Source organism: Pseudomonas sp. S1(2024), from assembly GCF_046557535.1.
Genome location: NZ_JBKGFP010000017.1, coordinates 88,569 through 112,376 on the forward strand (window position 1 = coordinate 88,569; position 23,808 = coordinate 112,376).

25 protein-coding genes are annotated in these 23,808 nt (G+C 55.0%); 16 read left to right on the plus strand and 9 right to left on the minus strand.

Annotation, left to right across the window (positions count from 1 at the left end; genetic code table 11):
• The first annotated feature begins 3 nt into the window (after window positions 1–3).
• The 6 genes from ACLCGK_RS06765 (at window position 4) to ACLCGK_RS06790 (ending at window position 6,033) form a co-directional block, all read left to right on the plus strand.
• Window positions 4–1,107, plus strand: a complete 1,104-nt coding sequence (locus ACLCGK_RS06765; protein WP_410951771.1) for a tetratricopeptide repeat protein — start codon at window positions 4–6, stop codon at window positions 1,105–1,107.
• Window positions 1,108–1,162: 55 nt separating this feature from the next.
• Window positions 1,163–1,432 carry a hypothetical protein gene (locus ACLCGK_RS06770; protein WP_410951581.1) on the plus strand — a complete coding sequence of 90 codons (270 nt, stop codon included), beginning with the start codon at window positions 1,163–1,165 and terminating at the stop codon, window positions 1,430–1,432.
• Between the two features lie 104 nt (window positions 1,433–1,536).
• Entirely contained in the window at window positions 1,537–2,508 is a 972-nt protein-coding gene (locus tag ACLCGK_RS06775) for a hypothetical protein (RefSeq protein ID WP_410951582.1), read from the plus strand.
• A gap of 80 nt (window positions 2,509–2,588) precedes the next feature.
• On the plus strand, window positions 2,589–3,200 hold the full coding sequence (locus tag ACLCGK_RS06780) for a hypothetical protein (RefSeq protein WP_410951583.1): 612 nt from the start codon (window positions 2,589–2,591) through the stop codon (window positions 3,198–3,200).
• A 10-nt stretch (window positions 3,201–3,210) separates the two neighbouring features.
• Entirely contained in the window at window positions 3,211–4,509 is a 1,299-nt protein-coding gene (locus ACLCGK_RS06785) for a WGR domain-containing protein (RefSeq protein WP_410951584.1), read from the plus strand.
• 102 nt (window positions 4,510–4,611) lie between these two features.
• Window positions 4,612–6,033 carry a hypothetical protein gene (locus tag ACLCGK_RS06790; RefSeq protein WP_410951585.1) on the plus strand — a complete coding sequence of 474 codons (1,422 nt, stop codon included), beginning with the start codon at window positions 4,612–4,614 and terminating at the stop codon, window positions 6,031–6,033.
• A gap of 54 nt (window positions 6,034–6,087) precedes the next feature.
• Here the strand turns inward: ACLCGK_RS06790 and ACLCGK_RS06795 are convergent, their stop codons facing one another.
• Both ACLCGK_RS06795 and ACLCGK_RS06800 read right to left on the minus strand, forming a co-directional pair.
• Window positions 6,088–7,239 carry a hypothetical protein gene (locus tag ACLCGK_RS06795; RefSeq protein ID WP_410951586.1) on the minus strand — a complete coding sequence of 384 codons (1,152 nt, stop codon included), beginning with the start codon at window positions 7,237–7,239 and terminating at the stop codon, window positions 6,088–6,090.
• Between the two features lie 50 nt (window positions 7,240–7,289).
• Window positions 7,290–8,183: a hypothetical protein gene (locus tag ACLCGK_RS06800; protein WP_410951587.1), complete on the minus strand. Its 894-nt coding sequence runs from the start codon at window positions 8,181–8,183 to the stop codon at window positions 7,290–7,292.
• Between the two features lie 70 nt (window positions 8,184–8,253).
• Here ACLCGK_RS06800 and ACLCGK_RS06805 point away from each other — a divergent pair, with 70 nt between their 5' ends.
• Window positions 8,254–9,111, plus strand: a complete 858-nt coding sequence (locus tag ACLCGK_RS06805) for an ATP-grasp domain-containing protein (protein WP_410951588.1) — start codon at window positions 8,254–8,256, stop codon at window positions 9,109–9,111.
• A 25-nt stretch (window positions 9,112–9,136) separates the two neighbouring features.
• Here the strand turns inward: ACLCGK_RS06805 and ACLCGK_RS06810 are convergent, their stop codons facing one another.
• Window positions 9,137–9,640 (minus strand): phosphatidylglycerophosphatase A, encoded by a 504-nt coding sequence (locus tag ACLCGK_RS06810; RefSeq protein WP_315695138.1) that lies wholly within the window; start codon window positions 9,638–9,640, stop codon window positions 9,137–9,139.
• 116 nt (window positions 9,641–9,756) lie between these two features.
• Between ACLCGK_RS06810 and ACLCGK_RS06815 the strand changes: the two genes are divergently transcribed.
• Window positions 9,757–10,752 carry a hypothetical protein gene (locus tag ACLCGK_RS06815; RefSeq protein WP_410951589.1) on the plus strand — a complete coding sequence of 332 codons (996 nt, stop codon included), beginning with the start codon at window positions 9,757–9,759 and terminating at the stop codon, window positions 10,750–10,752.
• Window positions 10,753–10,817: 65 nt separating this feature from the next.
• Entirely contained in the window at window positions 10,818–12,446 is a 1,629-nt protein-coding gene (locus ACLCGK_RS06820; RefSeq protein ID WP_410951590.1) for a Na+/H+ antiporter, read from the plus strand.
• 3 nt (window positions 12,447–12,449) lie between these two features.
• Here the strand turns inward: ACLCGK_RS06820 and ACLCGK_RS06825 are convergent, their stop codons facing one another.
• The 4 genes from ACLCGK_RS06825 to ACLCGK_RS06840 form a co-directional block, all read right to left on the minus strand.
• Window positions 12,450–12,848 (minus strand): hypothetical protein, encoded by a 399-nt coding sequence (locus tag ACLCGK_RS06825; RefSeq protein WP_056797836.1) that lies wholly within the window; start codon window positions 12,846–12,848, stop codon window positions 12,450–12,452.
• Window positions 12,849–12,851: 3 nt separating this feature from the next.
• A complete protein-coding gene (locus ACLCGK_RS06830; RefSeq protein WP_056797838.1) occupies window positions 12,852–13,832 on the minus strand; it encodes a hypothetical protein in 981 nt (326 codons plus the stop codon).
• Window positions 13,833–13,893: 61 nt separating this feature from the next.
• A complete protein-coding gene (locus ACLCGK_RS06835; RefSeq protein ID WP_410951591.1) occupies window positions 13,894–14,541 on the minus strand; it encodes a hypothetical protein in 648 nt (215 codons plus the stop codon).
• A 52-nt stretch (window positions 14,542–14,593) separates the two neighbouring features.
• Window positions 14,594–16,069 (minus strand): hypothetical protein, encoded by a 1,476-nt coding sequence (locus ACLCGK_RS06840; RefSeq protein ID WP_410951592.1) that lies wholly within the window; start codon window positions 16,067–16,069, stop codon window positions 14,594–14,596.
• Window positions 16,070–16,190: 121 nt separating this feature from the next.
• On the opposite strand from ACLCGK_RS06840, the gene ACLCGK_RS06845 reads away from it, so the two are divergent.
• From ACLCGK_RS06845 to ACLCGK_RS06855, 3 genes are all read left to right on the plus strand, one after another.
• The gene (locus ACLCGK_RS06845; RefSeq protein WP_410951593.1) at window positions 16,191–16,781 is read left to right on the plus strand and encodes a hypothetical protein; all 591 of its coding nucleotides are present in this window, start codon (window positions 16,191–16,193) and stop codon (window positions 16,779–16,781) included.
• Between the two features lie 65 nt (window positions 16,782–16,846).
• Window positions 16,847–18,211 carry an exodeoxyribonuclease VII large subunit gene (gene xseA, locus ACLCGK_RS06850; protein ID WP_410951594.1) on the plus strand — a complete coding sequence of 455 codons (1,365 nt, stop codon included), beginning with the start codon at window positions 16,847–16,849 and terminating at the stop codon, window positions 18,209–18,211.
• Window positions 18,204–18,413, plus strand: a complete 210-nt coding sequence (locus ACLCGK_RS06855) for a hypothetical protein (protein ID WP_410951595.1) — start codon at window positions 18,204–18,206, stop codon at window positions 18,411–18,413. The genes xseA and ACLCGK_RS06855 overlap by 8 nt, the downstream gene beginning before the upstream one ends.
• Here ACLCGK_RS06855 and ACLCGK_RS06860 read toward each other — a convergent pair.
• Window positions 18,408–19,982 (minus strand): hypothetical protein, encoded by a 1,575-nt coding sequence (locus ACLCGK_RS06860; protein WP_410951596.1) that lies wholly within the window; start codon window positions 19,980–19,982, stop codon window positions 18,408–18,410. The genes ACLCGK_RS06855 and ACLCGK_RS06860 overlap by 6 nt on opposite strands.
• Before the next feature lie 114 nt (window positions 19,983–20,096).
• On the opposite strand from ACLCGK_RS06860, the gene ACLCGK_RS06865 reads away from it, so the two are divergent.
• From ACLCGK_RS06865 to ACLCGK_RS06880, 4 genes are all read left to right on the plus strand, one after another.
• Window positions 20,097–21,572, plus strand: coding sequence for a hypothetical protein (locus ACLCGK_RS06865; protein WP_410951597.1), 1,476 nt, complete (start codon window positions 20,097–20,099; stop codon window positions 21,570–21,572).
• On the plus strand, window positions 21,569–22,048 hold the full coding sequence (locus ACLCGK_RS06870) for a hypothetical protein (protein WP_410951598.1): 480 nt from the start codon (window positions 21,569–21,571) through the stop codon (window positions 22,046–22,048). The genes ACLCGK_RS06865 and ACLCGK_RS06870 overlap by 4 nt, the downstream gene beginning before the upstream one ends.
• 80 nt (window positions 22,049–22,128) lie before the next feature.
• Window positions 22,129–22,452, plus strand: coding sequence for a hypothetical protein (locus ACLCGK_RS06875; RefSeq protein WP_056797863.1), 324 nt, complete (start codon window positions 22,129–22,131; stop codon window positions 22,450–22,452).
• 111 nt (window positions 22,453–22,563) lie between these two features.
• Entirely contained in the window at window positions 22,564–23,232 is a 669-nt protein-coding gene (locus ACLCGK_RS06880) for a hypothetical protein (RefSeq protein WP_410951599.1), read from the plus strand.
• On the opposite strand, the gene ACLCGK_RS06885 is transcribed toward ACLCGK_RS06880, so the two are convergent.
• Window positions 23,214–23,795, minus strand: a complete 582-nt coding sequence (locus ACLCGK_RS06885) for an HD domain-containing protein (protein ID WP_410951600.1) — start codon at window positions 23,793–23,795, stop codon at window positions 23,214–23,216. The two genes, ACLCGK_RS06880 and ACLCGK_RS06885, sit on opposite strands and share 19 nt — an antisense overlap.
• Window positions 23,796–23,808 lie beyond the last annotated feature (13 nt).

Here is a 23,808-nt window from a genome sequence, read left to right on the forward strand (position 1 = left end):
CAGATGATCACTCACCTTCATACCCAGGCGCCAAGGGCCTATCCGACCATGAAATATGCGATTCCTGCTGCACTCATGTTTTCCGTGCTTGCCGGCTGTGCTCAGCTGCCCGACAGCAGCGTTCCTGTAGTAGATCGCGCTCAGGCGCCTGTGACGGAAAACCCTTACGGCGTCATCCTGATCCAGGAGCCAGTGGACGCCTCCACAAGCCCTGAGCAGGACAGCTATGCTGTCTACGGCGCCGATTCGGTCAGCACCTTCATTCCGCCTGATCAGTTGCCGGTCATTGATGCCGAGCCCCTGCAGCCGCAGGCTGAACCCGACCCCAGCAATCTGGATGCCGATGGTCTGTATGCCCTGGGTCGCCAGTATATCGAGGGCGACGGCGTGGAGCAGAATGCGGCGATCGGCGAGCATTACATCAGCTTGTCGGCGGAGCTTGGCAAGGACGAGGCCAAGCGCGTGTTGGGCTTGATTCGCCTGCGCAGGGATGTTTCGGACGCCGAGGCCCTGGCCATGCTGGAGGAGGCCGCCGAAACCAGCCTCAAGGCGCAGATGCAACTCGGCTTTCTCTATGCCAACCAGGCGCAGCCCCACCTCAATGACAAGCCTAAGGGCCTTGCGCTGATCGAAAAGGCGTACAGAGGTGGATCAGGTGAGGCGGCGTACTACTACAGCCGGATTGTCGCCCGCACAGATCCGCAGGCATCCAAAGAGGCCATGTCGTTTGCTGTCGCCCAGGGCTTCTCCAAGGCCCTTCTCGCCGCTGCCAAGACATCGGGCAGCACACAGGGCTCGGCTGAGTTCTATCTGCGCGCAGCGCGCTCCGGAGACCCTACTGCGATGTACGAGTACGCCAACGGCCTGCTCATTCGAAAATACAAACCCACCCTGACCGGTTTTGCTCATCCGGCTGAGGTAGAAGCACTGGCCTGGTTCAGTTTGGCGAGCGAGCAGGGCAACGGTCTGGCAACAACCGAGGTCGGCAATCTCAAAGGCGTCGTCGTGGACTTGGCCAGGCGTGGAACCAGCCTGGATGAGGTCAAGCGCCGCGTGCAGGAATTGCCGGCTGAGGATCTCGGGCAAGAGCAGCTTGACGAGCATTGACCAACAACGGCCAGCCCTCACGCTGGCCAGAGAATGACAGAGAGGAGTGTTTGAAATGAAGATATCGCGCAACCCCATTCGTTGGATCTTGGCTTTCGCATTGATGCCGATTATGCCCATCCTGGCATTTGAACTTGCCAATCTGGGTAAGGATTTCGGCCATTACATGGTCTCCCTTGCCAATCCAGTGCTGCTGGCAGCGCCCTGGTTCCTGGTGATTGTCGCGGGATTGGTGCCGGCGCTTGGTATTGGTGCTGTCGTGCTCATGTTCACTCCAAGCAGAAGTCCCGTGGATCGCCCTCGGAGTGATGTCTGCCCGAAGTAGGCTGCTGGGCAAGCAGGGCAGTCGCATGATTCGGGGTGCTGCGCACCCCGGCTTGCTTTCAGCCTTCCTGCCCCACGTACACTGAAAGAAAAAGGGTGAAGCGTATGGCCAAAAAATCCACCAAACAGAGCGCGTGGGGGCTGTTCCGAGAGTTCGAGCAAAGCGGAAACTGCGGGCAGCTCCCTCAGTGGGAATTCCTGTGGCAAACCCTGGAGAGCACGGGACTAAACTATGATCTGCTGGAACCGATTCAGCATGATTCGGGCACCCTGTTTCAGAGTATGCTCCTGGGGCTCTACGCCTACGCTCCTTCCTCGCGGGCATTCATTCAGGACATGGTTGAAGCCTATGGCGCTCAGGGCAATCTTGTCCGAGGGATCCTCGACGCCACCGCGAGCGAGCAATATTTCCCCGACCTGTTCATGGAGCAGATGGATGATTTGTTCGAATGGGGGATGGCTCACGGCGGACGTTTTGATCGATTACCTAGCGTCAACAAAGTCCGACCTGATATCAGCCAGTGGGTGTACGACAAGACGTGCAAACACAAGGGCGGTAAAGCTTGGTTGATCCAACATGGGTCGCTCCACGACCTTTGCAGCGTGGGTATCAGCTTGCTGCGGGATTGTGGTAGGTCGGATCTTGTTGCGCAGTTTGGCCAATTAGCCAATTATCAAGAGCGGGAGGCATGGATGTATGGTTGGCTCAAGGAGGAATTTGGCCTGAAGGTCGCCTTTCCGAAAGCCTTCAGGGAGTCCCGCTACCACAGCACCAATCCAGCCCAGGCCCTGTACAGCTACCTTGACCTGGCGGAGATGTTTACCGGAGGGGACATTCTGAAACTGGTCGGCCTGCACCGTGAAAGCAGCAGTGAGGCCACGCGCAACATGTCCAAGACCGCCATGCTGTTGATCCTCAGCCAGCCCAAGTACTGGGACATCCTGGCTGGCGCCGAGCGATCGCTGATGGCCCACTGGAGGAAATCCGGGGTGCTGGATGATGTGCAATGGATGCAGCTGGTTGAGACCACAGACGCTCAAAAAGAAGGGTTTCTGGCTCGTGACCTTGGCCTGTGACGAGTATCGCGTATATTGATATTTGAGGGTAAAAATGAGACACTGAAAGCCTAGAACGACAAGAAAAACTGGAGCTGGAAATGTCTCACCTCAAGCAATTTTCGTACATCATCAAAGACACCGATTTCAAAAAAGGCCCGCATGTCTCTGTCGTCGAGATCCAGAGCCATCCGTTCCAGCACCCCAAAGAGCTGATTGGCTTCGTCAACCAAAACGGCGTGCTGAAGCTGCATGGGATCATCGATGAAAACCAGCCCAAGGTCATCAATGAGTTCGTTCTGGTCGGTACGGGCGCAACCATTCCCGATGACATGATCGAGCGCCTGTACCGCATCGATTCGGTGCTGATCGGCGATGGTCAGTATGGCTACCATGCCTACATCCTCCTGGATCCTCGCGGCATTCCTGAAGCCGGTTCGGACGTCGGCCTGATCCCGAAATTCAAGCTCAGCATTACCTACAACCCCGATGCCGACGAGGACGAAAAGGACGAGCTTGTCGAACTCATTACCCAGTTCTGTGGCCAGCACAAAGGCGTGGTGCGTTACCACCCGGAAGCGGGCGGTGCAGACCAGGTCGAGATCCATGGTTACACCGACAGCTTCCGCCAAGACCAGGCGTTCCACAATTTCATGGGCCAATTGTACAAATCCTCGGTCATCGATGACGTCAACCTGACCAAAGCTGTGTGAGGTGGCGGGCATGAAAGTCATTCGTAAAGAGATGCTGGTTAAGGCGGATATTGGTGAAAACAACAATAAATGGTGGGAGGTTTCCTGTTTTGAAGACTTCAGCTGCCAGGTTGTCAATGGCCGTATCGGGAGCAATGGCCAAAATCAGCCATTGAAACGATTCAACAGTGAACACGAAGCCAATCGCTTCATTGACTCGAAAGTCCGGGAGAAGATTAAGGGTGGGTACAAGCCCTTCCAGGGTATCGCACAGACCAAGAGCAAGGCGGGTATGTCACGCCTGGCCCTGGAAATGGCGGCGTCCGAGCAGATCCGCACCCATCACAAAGATGTGGTTTCCGACCTCATCAAGCGTCTTGTCAACGCCAACGTGCACTCTATTCTGAAAAATACCGACCTGACCTACGACGAAGACACCGGTCTTTTCCAGACGCCATTGGGCATCGTTACCCTGGAGTCGATCAAGGACGCCCGCGACTTGCTCAACAAGCTCAGCGTTCACATCGAAGCCAAGGATTTTGACAGCGACGAAGTCAAAGCCCTGCTGGCCAGCTACCTGATGCTGATTCCGCAGAAGGTTGGCAGAAAGCTCTCGGTTGCCGGCGTGCTGCCGGACGGCGAAGCGATCCAGAAGCAGAACGGCATCCTGGATGACCTTGAGGCCTCCATCGGCCAGGTGGAAGAGCTGCGCAAGAAGAAGGCCCAGGGCGGCGATGATGCCGAAGTGAAAATCGAGGTTGAGAAAATCTTCAACTGTGAAATCAACGTGGTTGAAGACAAGGCGGTGATCAGAAAAATCACCGATTTCTTCGAATCGACTCGTCAGAAAATGCATGCCTCCTACGGCCTGGGCATCAAGCGGGTCTACGAGGTCAATATTGATGCAATGACCAAGGCCTTTGAAGAAGAAGGTCGCCCACTGGGGAATATCAAATTCCTGTGGCACGGCACGCGCCCCGGCAATGTGCTGTCAATTTTGAAAAGTGGCTTCGTAATTCCGCCCACCAGCTCGCCTTTCGTATGTGGCAGAATGTTCGGGAATGGCGTATATTATTCAGACCAAAGTACGAAGTCTCTCAATTATGCCACAGGTTGGTGGGCTGGCGCAAGAGAAAAAGAAGTCTTTATGTTTCTGGCCGACGTGGCCATGGGCAAAGAGCACATTCCACGGGGCCCGAGCCAAAATCTGCCGGCCCCAGGCACCGACTCGACTTACGCGATCGGCGGGAAAAGCGGGGTCTCAAATAATGAATTTATTGTATACAAACTGAATCAAGGTTGTATACGATACCTTGTTGAGTTCGAGTAACATTGATAGGGTGAGTGATTGTAAGGGCCTCGCATTGCGGGGCTTTTTTATTGTCAGTCGCCGCCCCTATACTGAATTATCAATGAGATCGGAAACACACCCATGCAAGCCAGCAGCCAAGACCAAGACGAACGATTCCGTAAATTCAGCGGCGGCAAGAGCGCCTTCGAGCGTGCTGTGGGGCATGCCGAATGGCTGCTTAAGCGCACTGAGCAAGAACCTGAGTGCCTGGGTTATGCCAAGCAAAGCTCGAAGTCCTATGTCCGAGGTGGCGACGACCTGCGAACAGCGCTTGAAAAAGCCCTGATCGACAATGCTGGCTATGGCTGCCATGAGGCACTGGCCGTGCTTACGCAAAACGATGCCATCGACCTGGTGGTCTATGACCGCTACGAGAACCTGATGGAGGCCAAAAGCCTGGCCGCCACGGTGGAAGAGGTCATGTCGGCACGCAAGCGCTATTCCAGGGCATTACAGCCCCTGGGCGCCGCCATCCGATCCTTCTCCGAGGGTAGGATTGATGAGGCGATTTTCCTGCAGGTGGTAGAAGAACTCGAAAGAATGGGCGGTCGAAAATTCTATCGCTCTCCCCAGCACATCGCTCACATGGGCAGGGGTTCTGGCTCCTACTTTGGTGGAGACATCACCAACATCCCCGAGTATGCCAAGGGCTTGGCCATGATAATTGATCGGGGCATGTCCAACCTGCTCCCACTGCTGGGGAGGACACCCGATTTTGAAGGATTCAAGCAGCTGACACCTCGTCACCCCACCAATTATCGCAATGCCTTTGCGGCGGCGATGGTGCTAGCGCATGACAAGGACAAGCATGAACTTGATACCCATGCCCTGCCGTTGGCCGCGCATGGCGTGATTTTCGAGACCCTTTTGGGGCGAATCGTTGATTGCGACTTCGACTCGATTCAGCGTATCGCCGACAATTTTGACCTCTCGCTGACCTATGATGCCTTGGCGTCGCACAAGCCCGTGCGAAGCACGGCCAGCAAGCCGCTCCTGGCAAGATCGGATCAATTTACCCCCTTGCTGTTGATCAGGGCGACCCTTGACAGCATGAGACGTGCGCAAAGGGACACGCCAAGGGTCGTTGACACCCTCGACATCCTGTTGAACTCGGGTCTTCGCAGCTACATGAAAGATCCCGCCCACCTGGCGCAGCTGACGATGCGCGAATTCAGGCACCACCTGGAGCGCTCTGAATCGGCGAACTTGCGCGCTGAGATCGAAACGCGTGTGCCATTCAAATCCCTGACGGCGGATCTCAAACCGCTTGAGGTGTTCAACCTCGCGATGAAGGGGGTTGATGCGGCGATGCTCGAATATGAAGACCGCCTTAAGGCTGACCGCAGTGTGCTTGCCCAGATCCTGCCAAAATTATCTGTGGAGCAACAAGCTAAAATGTTCAGCCATAGCCTGGCCCAGTGCAGGCTTCTCGATGAGGATCGCAAATATGCGACGGCGCCCTCCGTAATCGCCGATCGCCTGGCTTTGGATCTCGGGCTTTAAGGAGGATGGGGCAAAAGGATCGGCCATCTAGCCCTTTTGCACGCTGCCCCCGATCTAGAGCCCTAAATCCCTCTCCAGGCGCTCCTGGTTGAGCCGTTCACACAGTGCCAGTTGCTCATCTGAAAAGCCTACGGCTTTGAGTTGCTGGTACTTGTCCCTTCCCCTGATCAGGTCGAACGCGGTGTTCATCAGGGCCTCGATTTTTCGAGCAGGAAACTCGATGGTACCGAAGTCATGGGTCGTGCCGTGGTAGCTGAGTGCTTTGAACACTTCGCGGGGTGTACTGAAAATCAGATCTGCGGTTTCATTCTCCAAGGTCAGCAAATAGAGGATGATGCTGTTGGTCGTTTCGTTGCGGCCCCAGTGTTGACGCTTGTCTCGAAAACCTGTCCAAGTATGATCTGGAATCCATTGATACTTATGCATGAGCAACTGGGTCTTGAAGATATTGTGCTCATCCAAGATGTCATTATTCATGTAACGGTAGGCAATTTCCTCACGACCCAGGGTAAACAGCGCGTCATAGAACTCCGTGCCTTGCACGCTCAACGGGGAGTATTCACGATCGATCGTAAAATATCGGGCGTGCGACCCACTGTTTGCCACATAGCGGTCGATATGGCGATCAAACAGCTCGGCATGCTCGACAAGCACTGCCGGTGGGAAGCTCGCCAGAGAAAGGACGGCGTTTCCCTGGACGAACAGGGCGATCTCCTCGATTTCACTCATGCGAGTAAACAGCTGATCCCACGCTGCTACGCTTCCCGTTTTGGCCAACTGGCCACCGAGCTTCAACCAGGGTCTTGCCCCCATGAAATTGGTGGGTAGTTCTGATCTGAGTGAGGATTTGACAAGTAGGTCATCAAGGGCAGCATCTCCCCAGACAAACTGGCGGGTTTCCCCAGGATGCGCGCCGAAATTTTCCAGGTGGAACACCAATGCCTCAAACCTCAGATGCAGAGAAGTATAGGGCTTACGTCCCACAATCCTTTCGTAAGTCGAGGGCTCCAGCATGAGCGATGTTTGCTTGAAAAGCTCCCCTAGTGCCCCGTATTCACCCAGGTCAACCAGCTGCGTGATTGCTGCCTTCAGTGCCTTGCCTTTGGTGATGTAGTCTTCATACTCACCGTAGTCGTAGGCCAATTTGGTCATGTCGTGACAGAGCGCTTGCGCTTCAATGGCGATCGGGTGAATGAGTGCGGTCATGAGGTTCTCCTTTTCCACATTCTACCCCTTCCGGAGCGAGGGGAAGCAACCTAGCGCATTGACTGCATGACCTGGTCGGTGATCCATGCGACCATCGCATCCAGCTGCTCCGCAGTGCGCAAGGTGACCTGACTGCCACCCTGACCAACCTTGAGTCCTGGAAATGCCAGGGCTTGGCTTTCACTCGGATGAGAATGCATGGTCACCTTGAGTTTCGGGTGCATCGAGCCACTGAGGTGGACGCGCCCTAGTTCGGCACTCAAGGTGCTGAAGATGAGGCCGTCCTTGCAATCGACGAAATACAGTCCCTCATCAATCTGACCCAGGGCCTCCTGCAGGCCCCTGGCAAGGCTTTGCACCTGTGCTGAAGCGAAGGTCAGCATTTCACCGAAAGTGAGTCGTGAGCGCGGCGCAGGCGCTTGTGGAGGTGGTTTGCGATAGATCCGGTGGCTTTTGACGATATCGAGCTCAAACGTGCTGTTGGCAAAGAACTCGAAGGTCACCAGGTCGACATTGGCGCGGGTTTGATCCAGCAGGTTCAGATCATAGGGGTGAAACTCATGGGCAATGCACAGCGCCCGCGCTCCCTTCCAGTCAATGGCCTGGGCCATGTGCTCGCCCAGCTGGGATCGCACCAGCTCGGTGAAATCCCCTTGTCGCTGCTTGAGTGCGCTCAGGTAAAACAGTGCCTGGTTCAGGATATTGTCCGAGCCCACCTTCTTGTATTCGATGATCACGGGAAAACCATCGCCATCGATGCCGATCGTGTCCACCCGCATTTCAACCTGGCCGTGCATTGTCCATTCGCTGGCCAGAAAGGTCACGCCAAGAAATGTATTGAGATGCTGCTCCATGAGGCGCTGCAAATCCCGCTCAAGGCTGGGTAGCCATGAGGCAACGCGCCGGCAGGTGTTGCCCTCCAGGCTGAAAAGAGATCGTGTCATAGCTCTTCAACTGTCGTAAAATACGTGCTTAAGTCAATATACCGCAAAAACGTTATGGTGAGAATTTCCAATGGCAGCTTTGACTTCAAAAACCTGCTTTTTGTTTGACCGGGCGCAGCTGGAAAAAAACAATCAGCTGTGGCTGCCAGAGTGGTTGCTGAAGCTAGGGCATCAGGTGGAGGTGGCGGTCAAACCTGCGGTGAATGCCATCCCATCGGCCCCGCTGTTTACCCCAGACGCCTGCCTGGTCATTGTCGGCAGCATTCCGTTTACCCGCTATTTCATGCGCGTTCACAAGAGCAATACCCCTGGCGCGTACTATGACGATGAGCGGTTTCGTTGTAGCCAGTACATGCATCAGCTGCCCGCCGAGTGGCTACTGAACGAGCAGCATGTGTTCGTGCCCTACGCGCAATTGATAAGGCAGCCTGAATGGCTCTTCGACTTGTTTCAGTCAGAAACGCTGTTCATCCGCCCAGATTCAGGGGCGAAGACTTTCACCGGCCTTCCCATCAAGCGTGACCAGGCAGCCCAGGAGTTTTCGGCGCTGCGCCAGCTCACCAATGTGCCGGTTGAAACACTGACGTTGGTCAGCCGAGGAGTGCTTGTAGAGGCTGAGTACCGCTTTGTGATCGTTAACCGCAAGGTGGTGGCAGGGTCGAGGTACATGGTCAGCGGCGAGATCGACATCTCCACTGAAGTCGACAATGCCTGTCAGGCGTTGGCGCAACAGGTGGCCAGCCATGCCTATCAAGTGGATATTGCCTACACGTGCGACGTAGCCATTTCAAATGGCGTGCCGAAGGTGGTCGAGCTCAATGCCTTTTCCACCTCCGGGCTCTATGCGTGTGACATCAAGGCGGTGTACCACGCGATCATCGAGGCCGCATGGTTGGAGCACACCCTGGAAATCTCACTGGGTGGCTGAGTTTCACCAGGTGCGGCAGCGAGGGTTAGGCGAATACGTAGGTCAGGCCCAGCACCACCAGCATGGCAGATGAACCTGCAGCCACATCGTCGAGCATGATGCCCCACCCACCTTTGAGCGAGCGATCCAAGTAACCGATAGGGCCTGGCTTTAGGACATCGAAGATCCGGAACAGCACGAAAGCGACCAATGCCCAGGCCAGTTGATGCTGCCCAGGAATGAACAGCATGGCCAACCACATGCCAACAAACTCGTCCCAGACGATCGACTGGTTATCCTCGGTTGTGCCCAGGTCTTTGCATACCTGATCACAAACCCAGATGCCTGCCACGGTAGCGACCAGAATGACGATGGCCATCCACAAGGTGGGCAGCTCCAGCAGGGCCATGCCCAATGGCAGTGCCGCGATACTCCCCCACGTGCCGGGTGCTTTTGGAAGCAAACCAGAGCCAAAGCCTGTGGCGATGAAGTGCAAGGTCAGTCGGGGGTCAGGTTTGAGCGGTCGGGTGAAATCTTGAGGGTTTTCCATGGGACACTCCAAAATTCGGGTTGCTGCAATATATTTCTAAAGCGTGTATCAAACAAGCGCTTTTGCGCTCTGGGTAAGGCCTGGCCTATAGTGTTTAAAAGAAAAAGGGGTCGCACATGTCCGTCCGTTACGCTCAGCACTTCACCAAAATGACCGAATACCTCGAAAAAAATGGCTACCTCGGTCGTTACGGACACTTGCGATCGGATTTGATCCAAGCGGATTTTGACACAATCTTCAGTGACTTTTTCTCGAAGAAAAACTACCAGGCCATTCTGCAGGATTTTGCACGCAACGGTTGTGGCCAGGACACTTTGTCTAGATTCGTGGTGCAGCTGATCCTTGCTTCCTCCCAGGGTAGAGATGCATTGTTGAGGCTGGCGATGCTGACAGGCAGCGGGAGCTTCATTTCCAACGAACTGCTAAAGGGCATTGATACCAGTCAACAGACGGGTGATACCAGTATCAATGCCGAGCTCTTTCTGGAGCTTGAGATGCGCCGTTGGACGCCTGCGCATGAAATGTATTTTCCGCAGTGGCCTGATGCAGCCGGGGTGGCTTTGGGTCTGAGAATCAGGGCGGGCCATGCTGTTCGAGACATGGTTGCCATGATGAACCTCTGCGAGTTCTTTGCCGCCCTTCCTCATCTTAACGAGGCGGGGCTGGAAATCTCCCAGCAGGCTCAGGAAAAACTGACCTTCCCCAATGCTTACCTGCAGCTACCGCAGGCGGATTTGGCCACTGTGTTCGCGTACCAGGCCAAGCTTTTTGGTCAGAATGAGGCAGTCAGGCGTTGGCTACCCAATATTCAGCAGTTAGATTTGAGCTTTATTGGTCTTCAAACGTTGGCCAATTACCTGGACGTGGAGGAGCCGGGCAAATTTGTGAATGAAATGCTCGTGGTCGGCGATGATGCGTGCAAAAGCGTAGCTGAGCTGGTGTGTCGCCTCACGGTAAAAGAGCTGGGGCTGCAGGCCCTTAACAGACTCTCCAAATCCAGCCTGGATTATCTGGTCAAAGAGCGGGCGCTCACTCACGAGCAAGCATTGCTGCACCCCAGTGGCGGAGAGCGGTATGCTGCAGCAGCGCTTGAGGAAGGGCTCGGCTTGTAATTGACACATTGACGATTTGGCCATATATTGCGTCAATTCTGAAAATTGTCTGCCGGGAGTGGTTGATGGAGCTGCTTAACCTGATTTTTTTGATGTTCATGACCGTGGGTTTCGCCAGGATCCTGGCGAACGTGCTACCAATCCCGCTACCGTTCCTGCAGATTGCTTTGGGGGCGTTGATTGCGATTCCAAGCTATGGGGTTCGCATTGAAATTGAGCCTGAAATTTTCATGGTTCTCTTCATCCCTATACTGATTTGGGTAGAAGCGTATTCACTGCCGAAAAATTCCTTTGCCAAGGACTGCGGGCCCGTGCTGGGCATGGCCATCGGCCTGGTGGTATTGACCGTCATTTTGTGCGGCTTCTTCATCAATTACCTGTTGCCGGTGATTCCACTGGCCGCCTGTTTCGCCCTGGCGGCGGTGCTGGCGCCGACTGATGCAGTGGCGGTTGCGGCTTTGGCGCATGGAAAATTACCAGAACGAATTAGTCGTAAATTGGGCTACGAGAGTCTTCTCAATGACGGAAGCTCTCTTTCGCTCTTTGCTGTAGCAATTACCGCTTTGCTGTCAGGTGTGTTTTCTCCGGTAGAGGCGGGTTTCAAGCTGATCCTCATGGCAGTGGGCGGCCTGGCGGTCGGCGGGGCGATCAGCTGGCTGGTCGGTAAAGGCAAGTCGATGATGGCGGCGCGGGGCTTCTTTGACCCGATTACCCCGGTGTTCCTGATGCTGTTGGTGCCCTTTGCCGCGTTTGTCATGGCAGAGCACCTGCACCTGTCAGGCATTCTGGCCGCTGTAGGCGCTGGCTGGATGCAGTCCCGCTTGGAGATGCTCCCCAAAAATATCCAGACCCGCATGTTGAACCGATCGGTCGTGCATGTGATCGTCGCTCTGCTGGAGGGTGCATGTTTCGTGATTCTGGGTAACGCCCTACCTGGAATTCTGGAGGGGACGGTGAGCAACCACAACCTCAACACCTTCAGCCTCTTTGACCTCTCGGAGTATGTGGTGCTCATCACGGCTTCGATTTTTGTCACCCGCTTTGTCTGGATTTACGGTTACAAGAAGCTGACTGTGCTGTACAAGCGCCTTACCAGAACGCCGCACAAGCCCGAGCAAGATGCGCTGGTCTCCGGCTTGATGACGGTTGCGGGTGTGCGAGGGGCTATCACCCTGGCGGCGGTCATGTCGGTACCGGTAGTGATCGCAGGTGAACTGTTCGCAGGTCGGGACATCATGATCTTCCTTGCCATGGGGGTGATCATCTTGTCACTGGTGGTTGGCGCACTGGGGATTCCGGTGTTCCTGCGCTTTGTTCAGGGTGATGCCGAGAAATCCCAGGCGAAAGAGGTTTTGTTGGCAAAAGTCACAGCTTCCAGCGCAGTTATCCGCTTTCTTGAGGAATGGGAGCACACTCACTCGATCGGCAAGGATGCGGGTGAAGCAGTGATGATGACCGAAGTGCTGGCGCGGGTCATGGCGGACTATCGCCAGGATGTGGATGCGCTGGACTCTGTGGATAATGTTCGGGAGCGCGCCCAGGCGATGGAAGCCCTTGAGCGAGACCTGCGCCTCAAGGCGATTGGGGTGCAGCGCAAGGCGCTGTTCAAACTGCGTCGCAAACGCTTGATTGACGATGAAGCCATGCGACAGTTGATTACTGACCTGGATTACAGTGAAGCGGCCTTGCAATAGCCGCTAGTTGCCCGGCCCTTCAGATTCGCGAAAGCCGTTTCTCAGTTCAATGGGAAACGGCATTTTCATAATCTCGTATAGCGTCGCAGACAATGGATCAAGCTGAAAGGGCTCGCCCTGATAGAGCGCTGCGTAATCCGATAGGTTGACCACCCCGTGGGGGATGTCCTTGCCATCCCCAAGCCACATTTGCGCCCGATAGTCGATCACGAGTTCGCCAACCTGCACCCAGAAGTGCGGGATCGTGTAGTCACAGCCTTTGGGTGTGATCGTGCCTGCCATTCCTTGATACGCAACTTTGTGTTGCGTGAGTACTGTGGCCACCAGCCGCGCCATGCCATCGCACTCCACGGGAGCGTACTCCAGGTGCTTTACTAGGTCTTCCAGGGCTTTGGCGCGCATTGCTTATTGTCCTCCGGACGCAAAATACAGGCTGAACGGATTGTCATCAGCCTCATCTTCATCATAGCTGCTGCCAGTGCTCTGGTTGAAGTGCCAGGCGGAGTCGAGCGACAGGGCCTCCTTGGCCAGCACCGGTTTCTTGATTGCCGGCTTGATCTCGGTGCTAGTGGCGGTCGAGAGGTAAGACATCAGGATCATTTGGGAAGGATCCTTGTTGATCAGCGTGGGTGGCTTTTTCCCAGGGAAGCCTTCGTGCAAATGCTGGCCTGATGTAGCCACGTGATAAATGCCAATGGCTGACACCAGTCGCAGTAGCCAGTACTGGATTTCGTAGTCGGTATCGTTCATCTCGACCAGGCGCTTGAGCTTTTCATAATCGCCAATGCGCTCTCGGCACTCCTGCGGGCTGGTAGATTCCAGAATGGTCGGGAGGTCATCATCGGAGATCATTGCCCGTGCATAGGCCATTGTTCCCGCCTCACGGTAGGTGATGCTCAGGCAGTAAGCGCCCGGTGTGCAATCTTCAATATGAACATCCGACCGAGGGGCGTCGATGTAGTCGCAAAACGGATGGATGATCCGAGCGTCAGACTGTTCGTAGGGGCCATAGTCAACCAGGCAAGGGGGTAGCTCGATGCCCCGGTGTTTAAGGCCCGCTGGCATCGCCAGGGTGAACGAGGAGTAGGGCAGGTTGAAGCCTTTTGCGCTTGCCATGGTGTATTCGGCATTGAGCAGTCGTTCAAAAATTTCGGGGGTTTCCGGCAGGATTACCCGCTTGCTACGGCGACTCCAAAGCAGCTCTTCAGCCATGATGATGAAGTTGAGCGACTCCATAAACTGGGGCTCATGATGCGCGACATCCCGGATCAACTGCTGGCGCGTAAGTTTTTTCGCGCCCTTGCCACTGAGTGCACGAACCCCTTCTTCAGTATTGTGCATCATCAGCTTGTGGAGTTCGAAGACCGGAGTGTCTTTCTTGCTCATCCTGGTTGACCTTGCTGGTAAAAAGTTGAGTATACCGCAAGGTCTGAAGATGACCCAATGCTCAAGGGCTTGGGTCTGAGTCGCCCTGGCGGCTTGCCTCAGCTAGCTGCAGGTTGCGTCGGATGATGGCAGCAGGTGTGCGCTCGATGATCTGGATTTGCTCAGGAAACCAGGCGACCAGGAAATAGTTTTTGCGATCAACAAGACGATGGATGACGCCATCATAGCCCAGTACCTTTTGCACCGCGTTATTGAAGGCGCGGATCTCCCCCTGGAAGAAATCGTTGGAGAGGTTGTTCAAGCCCCTCAGGACTGACTGGAAGCCTGCATAGGCCGGTGCCGCATCGCTTATCACTGAAGCTTGCGAGTCACTGCCCAGATCACCCCACTTCCACAGCCCCTCTTCACGGGATTCCTGAGGAGCAAGGCGGATGATTTCGCGCACCTGGGCCTGGGTGATTTCGCCTTCGTAGTCTGAAGGCAATGGGTTTTTCATGGTTATATCAGCAATGTGAATGGTCGGGTTTATCCTTAATTGGTCTGTGCTGAGACTGGACTTGTCCGATGCATACTTGAGAGCCTCGTCGAGGTGGGTTGCAAAATAAAAGCCCGAGCCGAAGATATCGTCGCCGTGCTTGGTGAAGGCATAGTCAAATCGCTCTATGCAAAATGGGCTACCGTGGTAGGCCCTCCAGGTGCTTTTGCGCATGGGGAAACCTTTTTCTTTTCAGTTTCCCACAGGAGCAAGGCCCTACTCCACCTCAAAGCCCCAATTCCTCCATGCACACGTCTTCGAGGACGGAGTCAGGTAATTTCGATAGATCGGCATTGTTGGAGCTGACCATCAATTTTTTCCGGATGAAGGTATATTGATCTGGCGTCAGCGCTGCTTGGAGCACAGTATTTATGTCCCTACGCTTGAGCTGGGCCAGGCTATAGAAGCATCCCTTACGGCGTGCTCGCTCAATAAGACTCAGTGCCGAGAGTTTGGTGATTTTGGCTGGAAGTTCGGGTAGTTTTTCCGCTTCTGACAGTAATGCGCTACTGATTGTCAAAGTACGGCCATCAAACTGATGATTGTTTATCATGCTCAAGGCAACATCAGGGTAGTCCGCGACCAGCATGGGGATATTGTCGATGAATGATGGATGATCAAAAAAAATCGGCTTTCGCGATGCCCCGGAGCGTATATAGTTAGCCACCATTTCTGGTGTTACATTCCACTTTCCAGCAAGTCGCTCGAACAGCTTTGGCCGAGAACTTAAAAAACCTAAAATGCAAATATGATCATCTTCAGAATAACCACGGAAAGGGGTCTTGGCGATATGATCGACTTGTTGCTTGGTGCCAAGTCTTTGCAGCAGGTGGAGATTAATACCTTCTGCAGCAATGTTCATTGCCTTAACCTTTCGGCGATCTTCTACTCGGACGTGGTAAATCCCCAGGCCATTGTCCAAGAGCTCTTGCAAGACCCTAATCTCCAGGTCGTTTTGACAGGGCTCCATGTCAAGTCTGTGATCGATCAACAGGGTTATGGTTTCCTCTAGTTTCTTGAACCGTTCCTGTTCGGTCAGGTCGGCATGTGCCAGGTCATGCAGCAGTGTCTTGAGCGATACTAACGGATCAATCGTGTCATGTGCCGACCTGTCAGCGCGCATCCACCGATCCGGATACTTCGAGTAAGTGTCAATGATTCTGATGGATTCAGCATCCAGGGAATTCTTTTGCAGGGGCTGTTCTGGGAAGTTATCGGTTGCGACGAGCAGCTCAAGCAAGTAGGGGTCTTCGTACGCGGAGGGGCCGACTTTAAGGAAAGATGACCACGACAGCATTGAAATCAGCAATGGCCCTTTTTGGAACTTGGCGGGAAGACAGTCAATTTCTACCGCCTTGCTGAGCATGGCAAGTTTCATGTTGGCGGTTATGATACCATCCTTGTTTGTGATAGGCCACTTACTCATAGATTGAATTTTCCGCCCTATGTACCCCTCAAAGGTCTGGCACCCCTGCTCAGGGCAGAGTATGTATTTGAGAACATGGAATGGCTCAGGGGCGTCACCGAGGTCATCTGAGTTCAAAATGGCTAGGGTTTTCGAGACACTCAGCCGCATTTTGATAAAGCCATGAATGATCAATATCGCCACCAACGCGATCACACAGAGGATGGCCACAACGTCATTCAGGCGATAGATGAACCGCTGCCGCCAGCCCCAGATTTTTGATGTGCGGTGTGACATGATCCCTCCTGGCCTTGGTTGAGCCATCATCATTCGGCGGTCGTCAGACAATATACACAAAAAACGAAGAATCTGGAACAGGCGTTTTGGTCATGGCATAATCAAAGAAAAGAGGTTTCCCATGAGCAATCCCGCCGCGTCAGCCGTTGAACCTTCCCTGAAAAGCAATGCCGCACCCCTGCTGGAGGGCTCTGGGGGCGCTGCAGGCCTTGTCAGCGCAAAAATTGACACCTTGTCCGCTGTGCTGCCCAGCGACCCCAGCGCAGAAAACATTACCACCCAGGCCTCACGGAACATGGGCTTCGAAAACGCCATGCGGGCCGCTGCCGAGTTCAAGGAATCGCACGCAAATGATGACCCCAACGCATTGCAACGGCAGAAAGCCATGCAGATGGCTAACGCGTTTGAGCGCATGAGGCCTCAGGAGCAACCGTACAACGAGGCGGATGCGATTTACCTGACCTTCAAGAAAATGGTCGAAGGCATCATCAATATGCTCAAAAAGGTATTTGGTCAGGGCAATGAAGAGATGTCCAATGGCTTTTCGGGCTATGGCGCGGACTACGACAAGCTTGTCGCCAAAATGGAGAAGAAGCTCAATGAATTTGAAGATCATGCGCATGACATGAAAAAGGAGCAGGAGCATTCAAAGGATGTGGGCAATGGCCCTGCCGGCCCTGACGGTGCCTCCGCGCCGGGCCCGAAAGCCTGATAATCGCCGCATAATATTCTGCTCACTGCGTTATACTGGCTGCATGTACCGATCTGGGAAAGCACATGCAGTCCACACCCCTCTCTCGCTACCTGGGCGGCGTCAAGGATGTCGTTACTTCGTCCTTCGCCGAGGCCTGGATTACCGCCGAAATTCTATCCATTTCTGCTGGGGCTCATCGTTACTTGGAGCTGGTTGAATACGATGGCAATCGCCGTGAAGTTGCCAAGGCCAGTGCCGTGATCTGGAAAGGAGACGCGGCGCATGTGACACGGTTTGAGGCGGAGACCAGCAACAAGCTTCAATCGGGCATGAAGGTGTTGGTTAAGGTCAAGCCGATCTTCCACGAAAGCTTCGGCTTCAAGCTGCGGGTGCTCGGCCTGGACTCAACCTATACGCTGGGTGACATGGAGTCCAGACTCAGGGACATTCGCACTTTTCTGAAGGAAAAGGGCGTTTACACCCTCAACAAAAACCTGGCCATGCCTGATGATTTCACGCGCCTGGCAGTGATTTCGCCGCCCGATGCGGCAGGGCTTGGTGACTTTCGGGTGGAGGCTGATCGCCTTCATGCCCTGGGCATCTGTCAGTTCGACTACTTTCATTGCGCGTTTCAAGGGGAAAATCCCGGCGACCTCATCGTCGATGCGATGGCCAAGGTGGTGAACATGCATCGAGCGCTGCCCTACCAGGCGCTCATCATCATTAGAGGAGGAGGTGACAAGTCAGGGCTTTACCAGCTCAATCACAGGCGCCTGGCACATGCCATTTGCCGCACGCCCATGCCGGTGATGATTGGCATTGGTCATGAGCGCGATAAGCTGTTGCTCGATGAGGTGGCCCACAGCCGATTCGCAACGCCCAGCCTGGTGATTTCCCATATCAAGGAAACCATTGTCCGAGCAGCAAACGAGATTCATGAAAACTTTCTTAATCTCACCCGTATTGCTCATCAGGTGCTCGACCGGGCAGAGCATGACGCTGACACGCGCATCGTCCAGCTGTTTGACCATGCGCAAGCACAGTTAAGCAACGCTGAAGCGCGGGCGGATAGCGACATCGAGCGCCTGGTAACTGCCGCTGAAATGCAGCTGGACAAGGCCGAGTCTGGCAATGAGCGGTCGATGGATCAGTTGCGCGCTCATACCGAGATCGCCCTGCAAACCATCATGGAGCAGGCGAATCAGGATCTTGAACTGGTTTTTCACCATGCCCACAAGCAATTGGACAAAGCTGAGGCTCAGGCCGATCAGTGGATTTCCGAAGTGATGGCTGCTAACCCCCTGGCCATTTTGCAGCGAGGCTATGCCTATGCACAGAGCCCGGACGGATTTGTGACATCTTCGACCCAGGCACCCGCAGGAACCTTACTCACACTCACATTCAAAGATGGCCCGGTCAGGGCTGTTGTGGAGGCATCGCATGACTGACACCAACACCAACACCATCAACCACGCCCAGATCCTGAAAAGCGCGGTGCATGCCCTGTCGCCAGGGCAGATGCCAGAACCCAATGTTGAGCTGGTGATGCCGATCGTGACCGAGGGCGTAAATGCCTACAACCACATCAAGCAGCGCACCGCCGCGATCCGTGAAGAGCTCAGCGCCGCTCAGGGGCTGGTGCGCTCATAGACCCAGATCTTTGCTCAGCATGTCCTCTTGCTGACGTGGGGTGAGCAGGGCAATGTATTGCCGATCCTTGACCAAATTGCTCATCACCATCTGCTGGGCAAAGCGCTTGTTCTTGGGTAGATGCGCCATGATTCTGGCGTCGTCCATCTGTTCGACCAGGCAGCGTGTCGCCTTGTAAAACTTCGCATGAGGGTTTGCGCTGTTATTGCGCGTTGCGCTTCTCGCAGCCTCAAGCAGGGGGGCATCCGCTGCGCTAGGTGGTGTTTTCGAGCCGTGCTTAAGGATCTGCTCATAGCAGACCTGTATCAGGCAAGCGTCAACAAGCATCTCTGGATCCAGGGAAGCCATCATGCAAACAATTGGGTTTTCCGGGCTGGTTTTGCGGGCACGCTCATAGGCACTCAGGACTTCGTAACCCACTTGCTCCTTCAGAAAGGCGTGCAACTCGCGGCGGTCTTCTGCAGTGAAATCTCGTGTTTCAGCAATCATCTCGCTGAAGCTTTCAAGTTCTGCAGGCCTGAGTGTGAGACTGACGCCCTCCTGCCTGGCCACGATTGTGGTCAAACCGGCATAGGGGTTAGCAGGAACTGAGCGCAAATCCGGTGCAATTGACACCTGACTTGCAAAGGCAGGGTGGCTAAGCACCCGCCTGGCCAACGCTTCGTGAATCTGGCGATGGCTGGCCAGGCCTGCCTGACCCCTTTCCTTGCCATAGAGCAAGTAGGCATTGAGATTGCTCATAACGCCTGAGCCAATAGGAAGACGCTCATCGCCTGCCAGGATGGGTAGGACAACGTGCCCCATGGCGCTTACCAGCTTCACCAGTGATGCGCTGTGCATGGCGGGACGCTTTAGTTGACTCAAGAGGCCTGCAACGCACTGTTGATGAGCGTCGAAAAAAGGCTGTGAACAATAGGCCTTGTCTTCTAGCAAGCGGGCTGTCACGTCATAATCGTTGAAGCGAAAATCGTCACCAATGTGCTTGATCAGGGTGGTGAAAACCTGCCCGTACTTGCAGGCATGGCTAGGCTTTTCCGCAATGTGGCACAGCAGCATATTGCCAATTTCAGGATCCCGAAATACATCCTTGCCAAAAACCATTCTGAACAAATCCAGGTGTTGCTCGAATTCCTCGCGGTAATCCTCTTCAACGACCATTGCCCGATCACTGCGAGGCAGCAGGTGGCAAACGGCCTCGCGTTTGAACTCATCACCCAGAGTCGCGGCATAATCCTGGAGGAGGGCGATGAAGCCCAAGATTTTGTCGTTATGGGCAAGATTCGCGGTGCGAACACGGGTGTAGAGCGTCAATGCGCCAGAGAGGTCGCTGAAGAAGCCAGGCTGCTGAGTTACGCCGTTTTCAACCAGGTAGTCCAAGAGGTCGCGCTTCTGCCACAGAAACGCGCCGTCCAGAAGCCAGTTCATGGCCTGGTGTTTGAGATCCCCCTCCATCTGGGACAGGGTGCGATCAAAGTCAGTGAGCGAGCTACCCCTGGAACCAGGAAGCACGCAAAGCGCTTCCTTGTACTCGGCAGATGCATCGATCAATGGGGTGTGATTCAGATTCATGGCGCTCTCCTTTTGACCAGTATGCCGGTGACGACAAACCGCAGGCAAAGGCGGAGAAGGGCGCTTGATCCATGCGCTTATCCGGCGCCACAATATCAAGAAAGGAGAGTACCCATGCGCCACCAAATTGATTCACAGCGATTGGAAGCCCTGCAGGCAAGCATTGAGCGCAACACGCTTGCCGTCGACTACCCATCGACAGAGAGCAATACCCTCGCTGCGTTTCGTGACGCCTTCTGGGTCAATCAAATGGCGGTGAAAAGCCTTGCGGCACACCTGGGCACTGGCGGCAGCCCAAATGCCCCGCATGACGCCTTCATCAAGCACATGACGCCGTTGCTCAACGCCTTTGCGCAGTGGCCCGACAAAGACAAGTGGCAATTCATCAATCATTGGTGCGACAGCCTGAGCGTGCTCACCTACACGAAATTGATGCCCACCATTGCCAGCACCGAAGCGATCGGTCAGTCGGGCGTAGTCAGCCTGATTTCGAAAGAAATCGAGCTGGCTGCCACCCTGGGCGTTCCTCCCGATGAGAGGCGTATTGCCGGCTGGATTCAGTCCTACACCGGACGGATCAACCTCCTGCCTTGCATCAGCAACATGATGAGGGATCAATTCAAAGACTCTGACCTGATCGATACCGCCCTGGCGGGTCTGGTCAGCAAGTACGTGGGCGGGCACGACAGTTTCAACGCGGTTGCACGGGACAGTGACTTCTTCATTGCCGTGGACTACCCCAAGACGTTCACGAAGTACCTGGAACACTTCACCAAGACCAAACTTGAATTCGACGTCATCGAAGTGTTTTTCCGCGACATGTTCATCTCCGGGGCGGGCATCAAGCCGTCCTATCTGCAGGGGTTCAGAGCGGTGCTCGGCGATGAGGCGGTCAAGGAACTGTTCGCATCCAATCTGCTCGGGCAGCGCAACTGCAGCGGCGATGGGCCTGTCACTTCGTTCAAGCTGGCGCTTTCAACGTTTGGCGAGGATGCGCTGCTTGAGACCCCGCAGCTTCAAGCTGAGCTGCTCAGAATGCAGAGTGAAACCCCGCCTCTGGAACTGCTCCACTGGGTCTCCACGCAATACTTGGCCATGCAAGACGTGGCGCCCAGGCTGCATGAAATGTGCGTACGCAGGCTTCCCGAGCTGATGCCTCGCTATCGACTCCTGCCTGCTGGGCCCATCATGGACTCTGGTGTGCGTATCCTGGGTGGTGAGGGCTTCCTCAAGCACTACTTGGCGGCACTGCGCGGGGTGTTCGACAAGAATGTCGCGAATGTCCCTGATTTTCGATTGCTGGCATACGAGTTGAAGATGGCGAACAAGGACATCCATGCCATGAGTGATTTCGAGCTCATCGAGTACGCCTATGCCACCCAGCGTCTGTCCAACAACCCGGTATCGACATCGATCCGCAACGCCTGTCATTTCGCAGGTGTGGCAGAAACTGCGAAGATAGCAGGTGACATGAGCATCCAGGCAGCGGAAAATCTGTACATGGCAGTCGCCTACGATCAAAAACGGCTGGTGGTTGAGCACTTCCCCAACTCGCAGGTGCTGGCACTGGAAAGGGATCTCGGACTATGAAACAGGTCACCCAGCAACCCGCAATGGGCAAAGAGCTTCAGGGCCTGAGAAGGCTCCGGGAAAAAATGTGCGGCTGGTCGGATCTGGTGAGAACGGCTGGCAACGATGCGCTTGGCGGCGAGTACCTGGAGCGATTCTTCCGAGAGGAGGCCTCCACGGAGGAACTGATCAGCTTTGTCGCCGAAGTTCAGGCCATGTGCACCACACCATTCTATGCCGTGACCGGTGACGACCCGGTGGCCAAAGCCCTGGCGAAACTGGCATCGGTCGGCACAGGTCAACTCAAGGTGCGCTTGCAGCCCGTGCTGCGCGGCCTGGCAGAGCTTGATCGCGGCGAAATCGTACGGATAGCTGAAACCAGTGATCCCTTCATCATGGCGTTTCTAATCAACACCACGGGTGTCGGCAGCAAGGACTTTGTCCGAGCTGACGAGAAAGGGCGTGAGGATCAGCTTGGCATCGAGCTGGGCTTGTGAGCATAAATACCTGGTGATGAAAATTGCCTTGATCCAGAATCCCTTATACAATAAACGTATAAATCGAAGACGGAACCAACATGGCAAGCATCACCCGCACGATCAACAGATTCGAGCTGGCTTTTGGCGCTGAGGATGGCGTTCCATTCTGTGCCTTGATATGGCCAGCCAGCGAAGGGGATATTCCCTTTACCAATGAACCCCACGCCCAAAAACACCTAGATGGATTTGTCTTGTTCAATGATTCAAAAGACGTGGTCATTGGCTGCTTTGGTGTGAACCCAGAGTCCCTGGAAAGCATGAATGCGTGCCATTTGGTCATTCTGCGACAAACCGCAGACGGGTATCAGCAGCTAGCGATCAAGCCATTTTCAGAATCATCGGCGATACGCCTGGCGCCTTGATCAAATCACTGGCACTTATGAAACCTTCGCGCTACCATCGGGGTAAGCAGAGGTGCCATCCATATGTCTTCGAATTCTCTCCAGATGACTGACTCCAGCGCCAAGCCCGACTTGTCGGCAGCGATCTCGAAATCTGCTGCCGCAGATGAAATTGATTCATTTCTCAATGACTGTACATTTCAGGGGCGTTGGGCTGACCTCAAAGTGGCCCTGCGCTATCCCCATGTGAGGGCCAGGCTGGCGAGTCATATCTGGGATATGCAGGATCAAGCCATGGCGGAGGGAAAAACTGTTGAATTCTGCAGTGCCTTGCCCACGCGACTCGACGCCGCCACCGCTAAAGTGGCGATGAATTATCCCTACCAGGCAAAGTCCGCTGACCTGACCCAGAAGATGCTGGCGCTGGGTGCCAAAGTCTCGGAGCAGCAGTTCGCCGATGCCTGCGAAAAGTACGCCAGCAAGCCCGATGCGTACCACCGAATGGTCATTGAATTGGCCGTGCGTCACGAGATGATCAGTTGGCAACACACGCTTGGCTTTGACAACCTAGACGGTTGGCACGAACTGCTGACAAGGGCTGACCGAGACAGCAACCCGTCACTGTACCTGGTGGCCTCCTGGCTGATGACGGCCAAGCAGAAGCGCCAGGCCATTCAGTCTTGCCAGACCGAGGCTCGCCTGCTGTTGTTGATCAAGCACATGAACCTGCCCAAGCGGTGGCAAGAACAGGTTCCGGAAGCCTTTCGTGCAGCCGCCCTGGCTTATGAGCTGGGCGTTTGAGGCGCGCTTTGCGGCGCTGCATATCGAGCGAGAACTTGCTCATAGGCCTGCTGGCACTCAAGGGCCATGGCTGGGCACACATGGCCACAGACCTCCACCACCTGCATGGCAAAACGGGCATACGCGATGACGTGCTTTGGCGCCCATTTTGGGGGTGAGTCCAGGATCTCAGAAAGGTTGGCGAGCTTGTCCGCCGTCCTGACCAGGCCAGCCCGCACGCTGTAACCCTTGGCGCGGGCAATCTGCTCGGCCCTGCGCTCTTCTCGCGACACGCCGTTGAGATCAGTGAGCTCAAGCACCAGCGCCAGCACTTCTGTCCCCGACTCCCTTTCTATGGCGATGGCCACCTGCGGGTCATGCTCATTCTCCTCGACCGCATCGTGCAGCAAAGCCCCTGCCAGGGTAACAGGGTCTGACACGCCATGGCGCCGTAAGATGGCAACCAGCGCCAAAGGGTGCTCAATGTAGGCGCGCCTGCTCTCGCCAGACCTGTATTTGCCCGCGTAGATCTCCCGCGCCAAGGCCTCGGCTTTGAGTACAAAATCGTCTTCAATCGTGCCCATCTGACGTGCTACT

What these genes read in the sequence shown, in the direction of transcription:
- ACLCGK_RS06815 (WP_410951589.1), top strand. Translation starts at nt 9,757, where the DNA reads ATGTCCGTCCGTTACGCTCAGCACTTCACCAAAATGACCGAATACCTC.
- ACLCGK_RS06790 (WP_410951585.1), top strand. Translation starts at nt 4,612, where the DNA reads ATGCAAGCCAGCAGCCAAGACCAAGACGAACGATTCCGTAAATTCAGC.
- xseA (WP_410951594.1), top strand. Translation starts at nt 16,847, where the DNA reads ATGCAGTCCACACCCCTCTCTCGCTACCTGGGCGGCGTCAAGGATGTC.
- ACLCGK_RS06835 (WP_410951591.1), bottom strand. Translation starts at nt 14,541, where the DNA reads ATGCGCAAAAGCACCTGGAGGGCCTACCACGGTAGCCCATTTTGCATA.
- ACLCGK_RS06785 (WP_410951584.1), top strand. Translation starts at nt 3,211, where the DNA reads ATGAAAGTCATTCGTAAAGAGATGCTGGTTAAGGCGGATATTGGTGAA.
- ACLCGK_RS06875 (WP_056797863.1), top strand. Translation starts at nt 22,129, where the DNA reads ATGGCAAGCATCACCCGCACGATCAACAGATTCGAGCTGGCTTTTGGC.
- ACLCGK_RS06805 (WP_410951588.1), top strand. Translation starts at nt 8,254, where the DNA reads ATGGCAGCTTTGACTTCAAAAACCTGCTTTTTGTTTGACCGGGCGCAG.
- ACLCGK_RS06780 (WP_410951583.1), top strand. Translation starts at nt 2,589, where the DNA reads ATGTCTCACCTCAAGCAATTTTCGTACATCATCAAAGACACCGATTTC.
- ACLCGK_RS06865 (WP_410951597.1), top strand. Translation starts at nt 20,097, where the DNA reads ATGCGCCACCAAATTGATTCACAGCGATTGGAAGCCCTGCAGGCAAGC.
- ACLCGK_RS06840 (WP_410951592.1), bottom strand. Translation starts at nt 16,069, where the DNA reads ATGTCACACCGCACATCAAAAATCTGGGGCTGGCGGCAGCGGTTCATC.
- ACLCGK_RS06860 (WP_410951596.1), bottom strand. Translation starts at nt 19,982, where the DNA reads ATGAATCTGAATCACACCCCATTGATCGATGCATCTGCCGAGTACAAG.
- ACLCGK_RS06800 (WP_410951587.1), bottom strand. Translation starts at nt 8,183, where the DNA reads ATGACACGATCTCTTTTCAGCCTGGAGGGCAACACCTGCCGGCGCGTT.
- ACLCGK_RS06870 (WP_410951598.1), top strand. Translation starts at nt 21,569, where the DNA reads ATGAAACAGGTCACCCAGCAACCCGCAATGGGCAAAGAGCTTCAGGGC.
- ACLCGK_RS06810 (WP_315695138.1), bottom strand. Translation starts at nt 9,640, where the DNA reads ATGGAAAACCCTCAAGATTTCACCCGACCGCTCAAACCTGACCCCCGA.
- ACLCGK_RS06795 (WP_410951586.1), bottom strand. Translation starts at nt 7,239, where the DNA reads ATGACCGCACTCATTCACCCGATCGCCATTGAAGCGCAAGCGCTCTGT.
- ACLCGK_RS06845 (WP_410951593.1), top strand. Translation starts at nt 16,191, where the DNA reads ATGAGCAATCCCGCCGCGTCAGCCGTTGAACCTTCCCTGAAAAGCAAT.
- ACLCGK_RS06885 (WP_410951600.1), bottom strand. Translation starts at nt 23,795, where the DNA reads ATGGGCACGATTGAAGACGATTTTGTACTCAAAGCCGAGGCCTTGGCG.
- ACLCGK_RS06775 (WP_410951582.1), top strand. Translation starts at nt 1,537, where the DNA reads ATGGCCAAAAAATCCACCAAACAGAGCGCGTGGGGGCTGTTCCGAGAG.
- ACLCGK_RS06820 (WP_410951590.1), top strand. Translation starts at nt 10,818, where the DNA reads ATGGAGCTGCTTAACCTGATTTTTTTGATGTTCATGACCGTGGGTTTC.
- ACLCGK_RS06825 (WP_056797836.1), bottom strand. Translation starts at nt 12,848, where the DNA reads ATGCGCGCCAAAGCCCTGGAAGACCTAGTAAAGCACCTGGAGTACGCT.
- ACLCGK_RS06765 (WP_410951771.1), top strand. Translation starts at nt 4, where the DNA reads ATGATCACTCACCTTCATACCCAGGCGCCAAGGGCCTATCCGACCATG.
- ACLCGK_RS06830 (WP_056797838.1), bottom strand. Translation starts at nt 13,832, where the DNA reads ATGAGCAAGAAAGACACTCCGGTCTTCGAACTCCACAAGCTGATGATG.
- ACLCGK_RS06855 (WP_410951595.1), top strand. Translation starts at nt 18,204, where the DNA reads ATGACTGACACCAACACCAACACCATCAACCACGCCCAGATCCTGAAA.
- ACLCGK_RS06770 (WP_410951581.1), top strand. Translation starts at nt 1,163, where the DNA reads ATGAAGATATCGCGCAACCCCATTCGTTGGATCTTGGCTTTCGCATTG.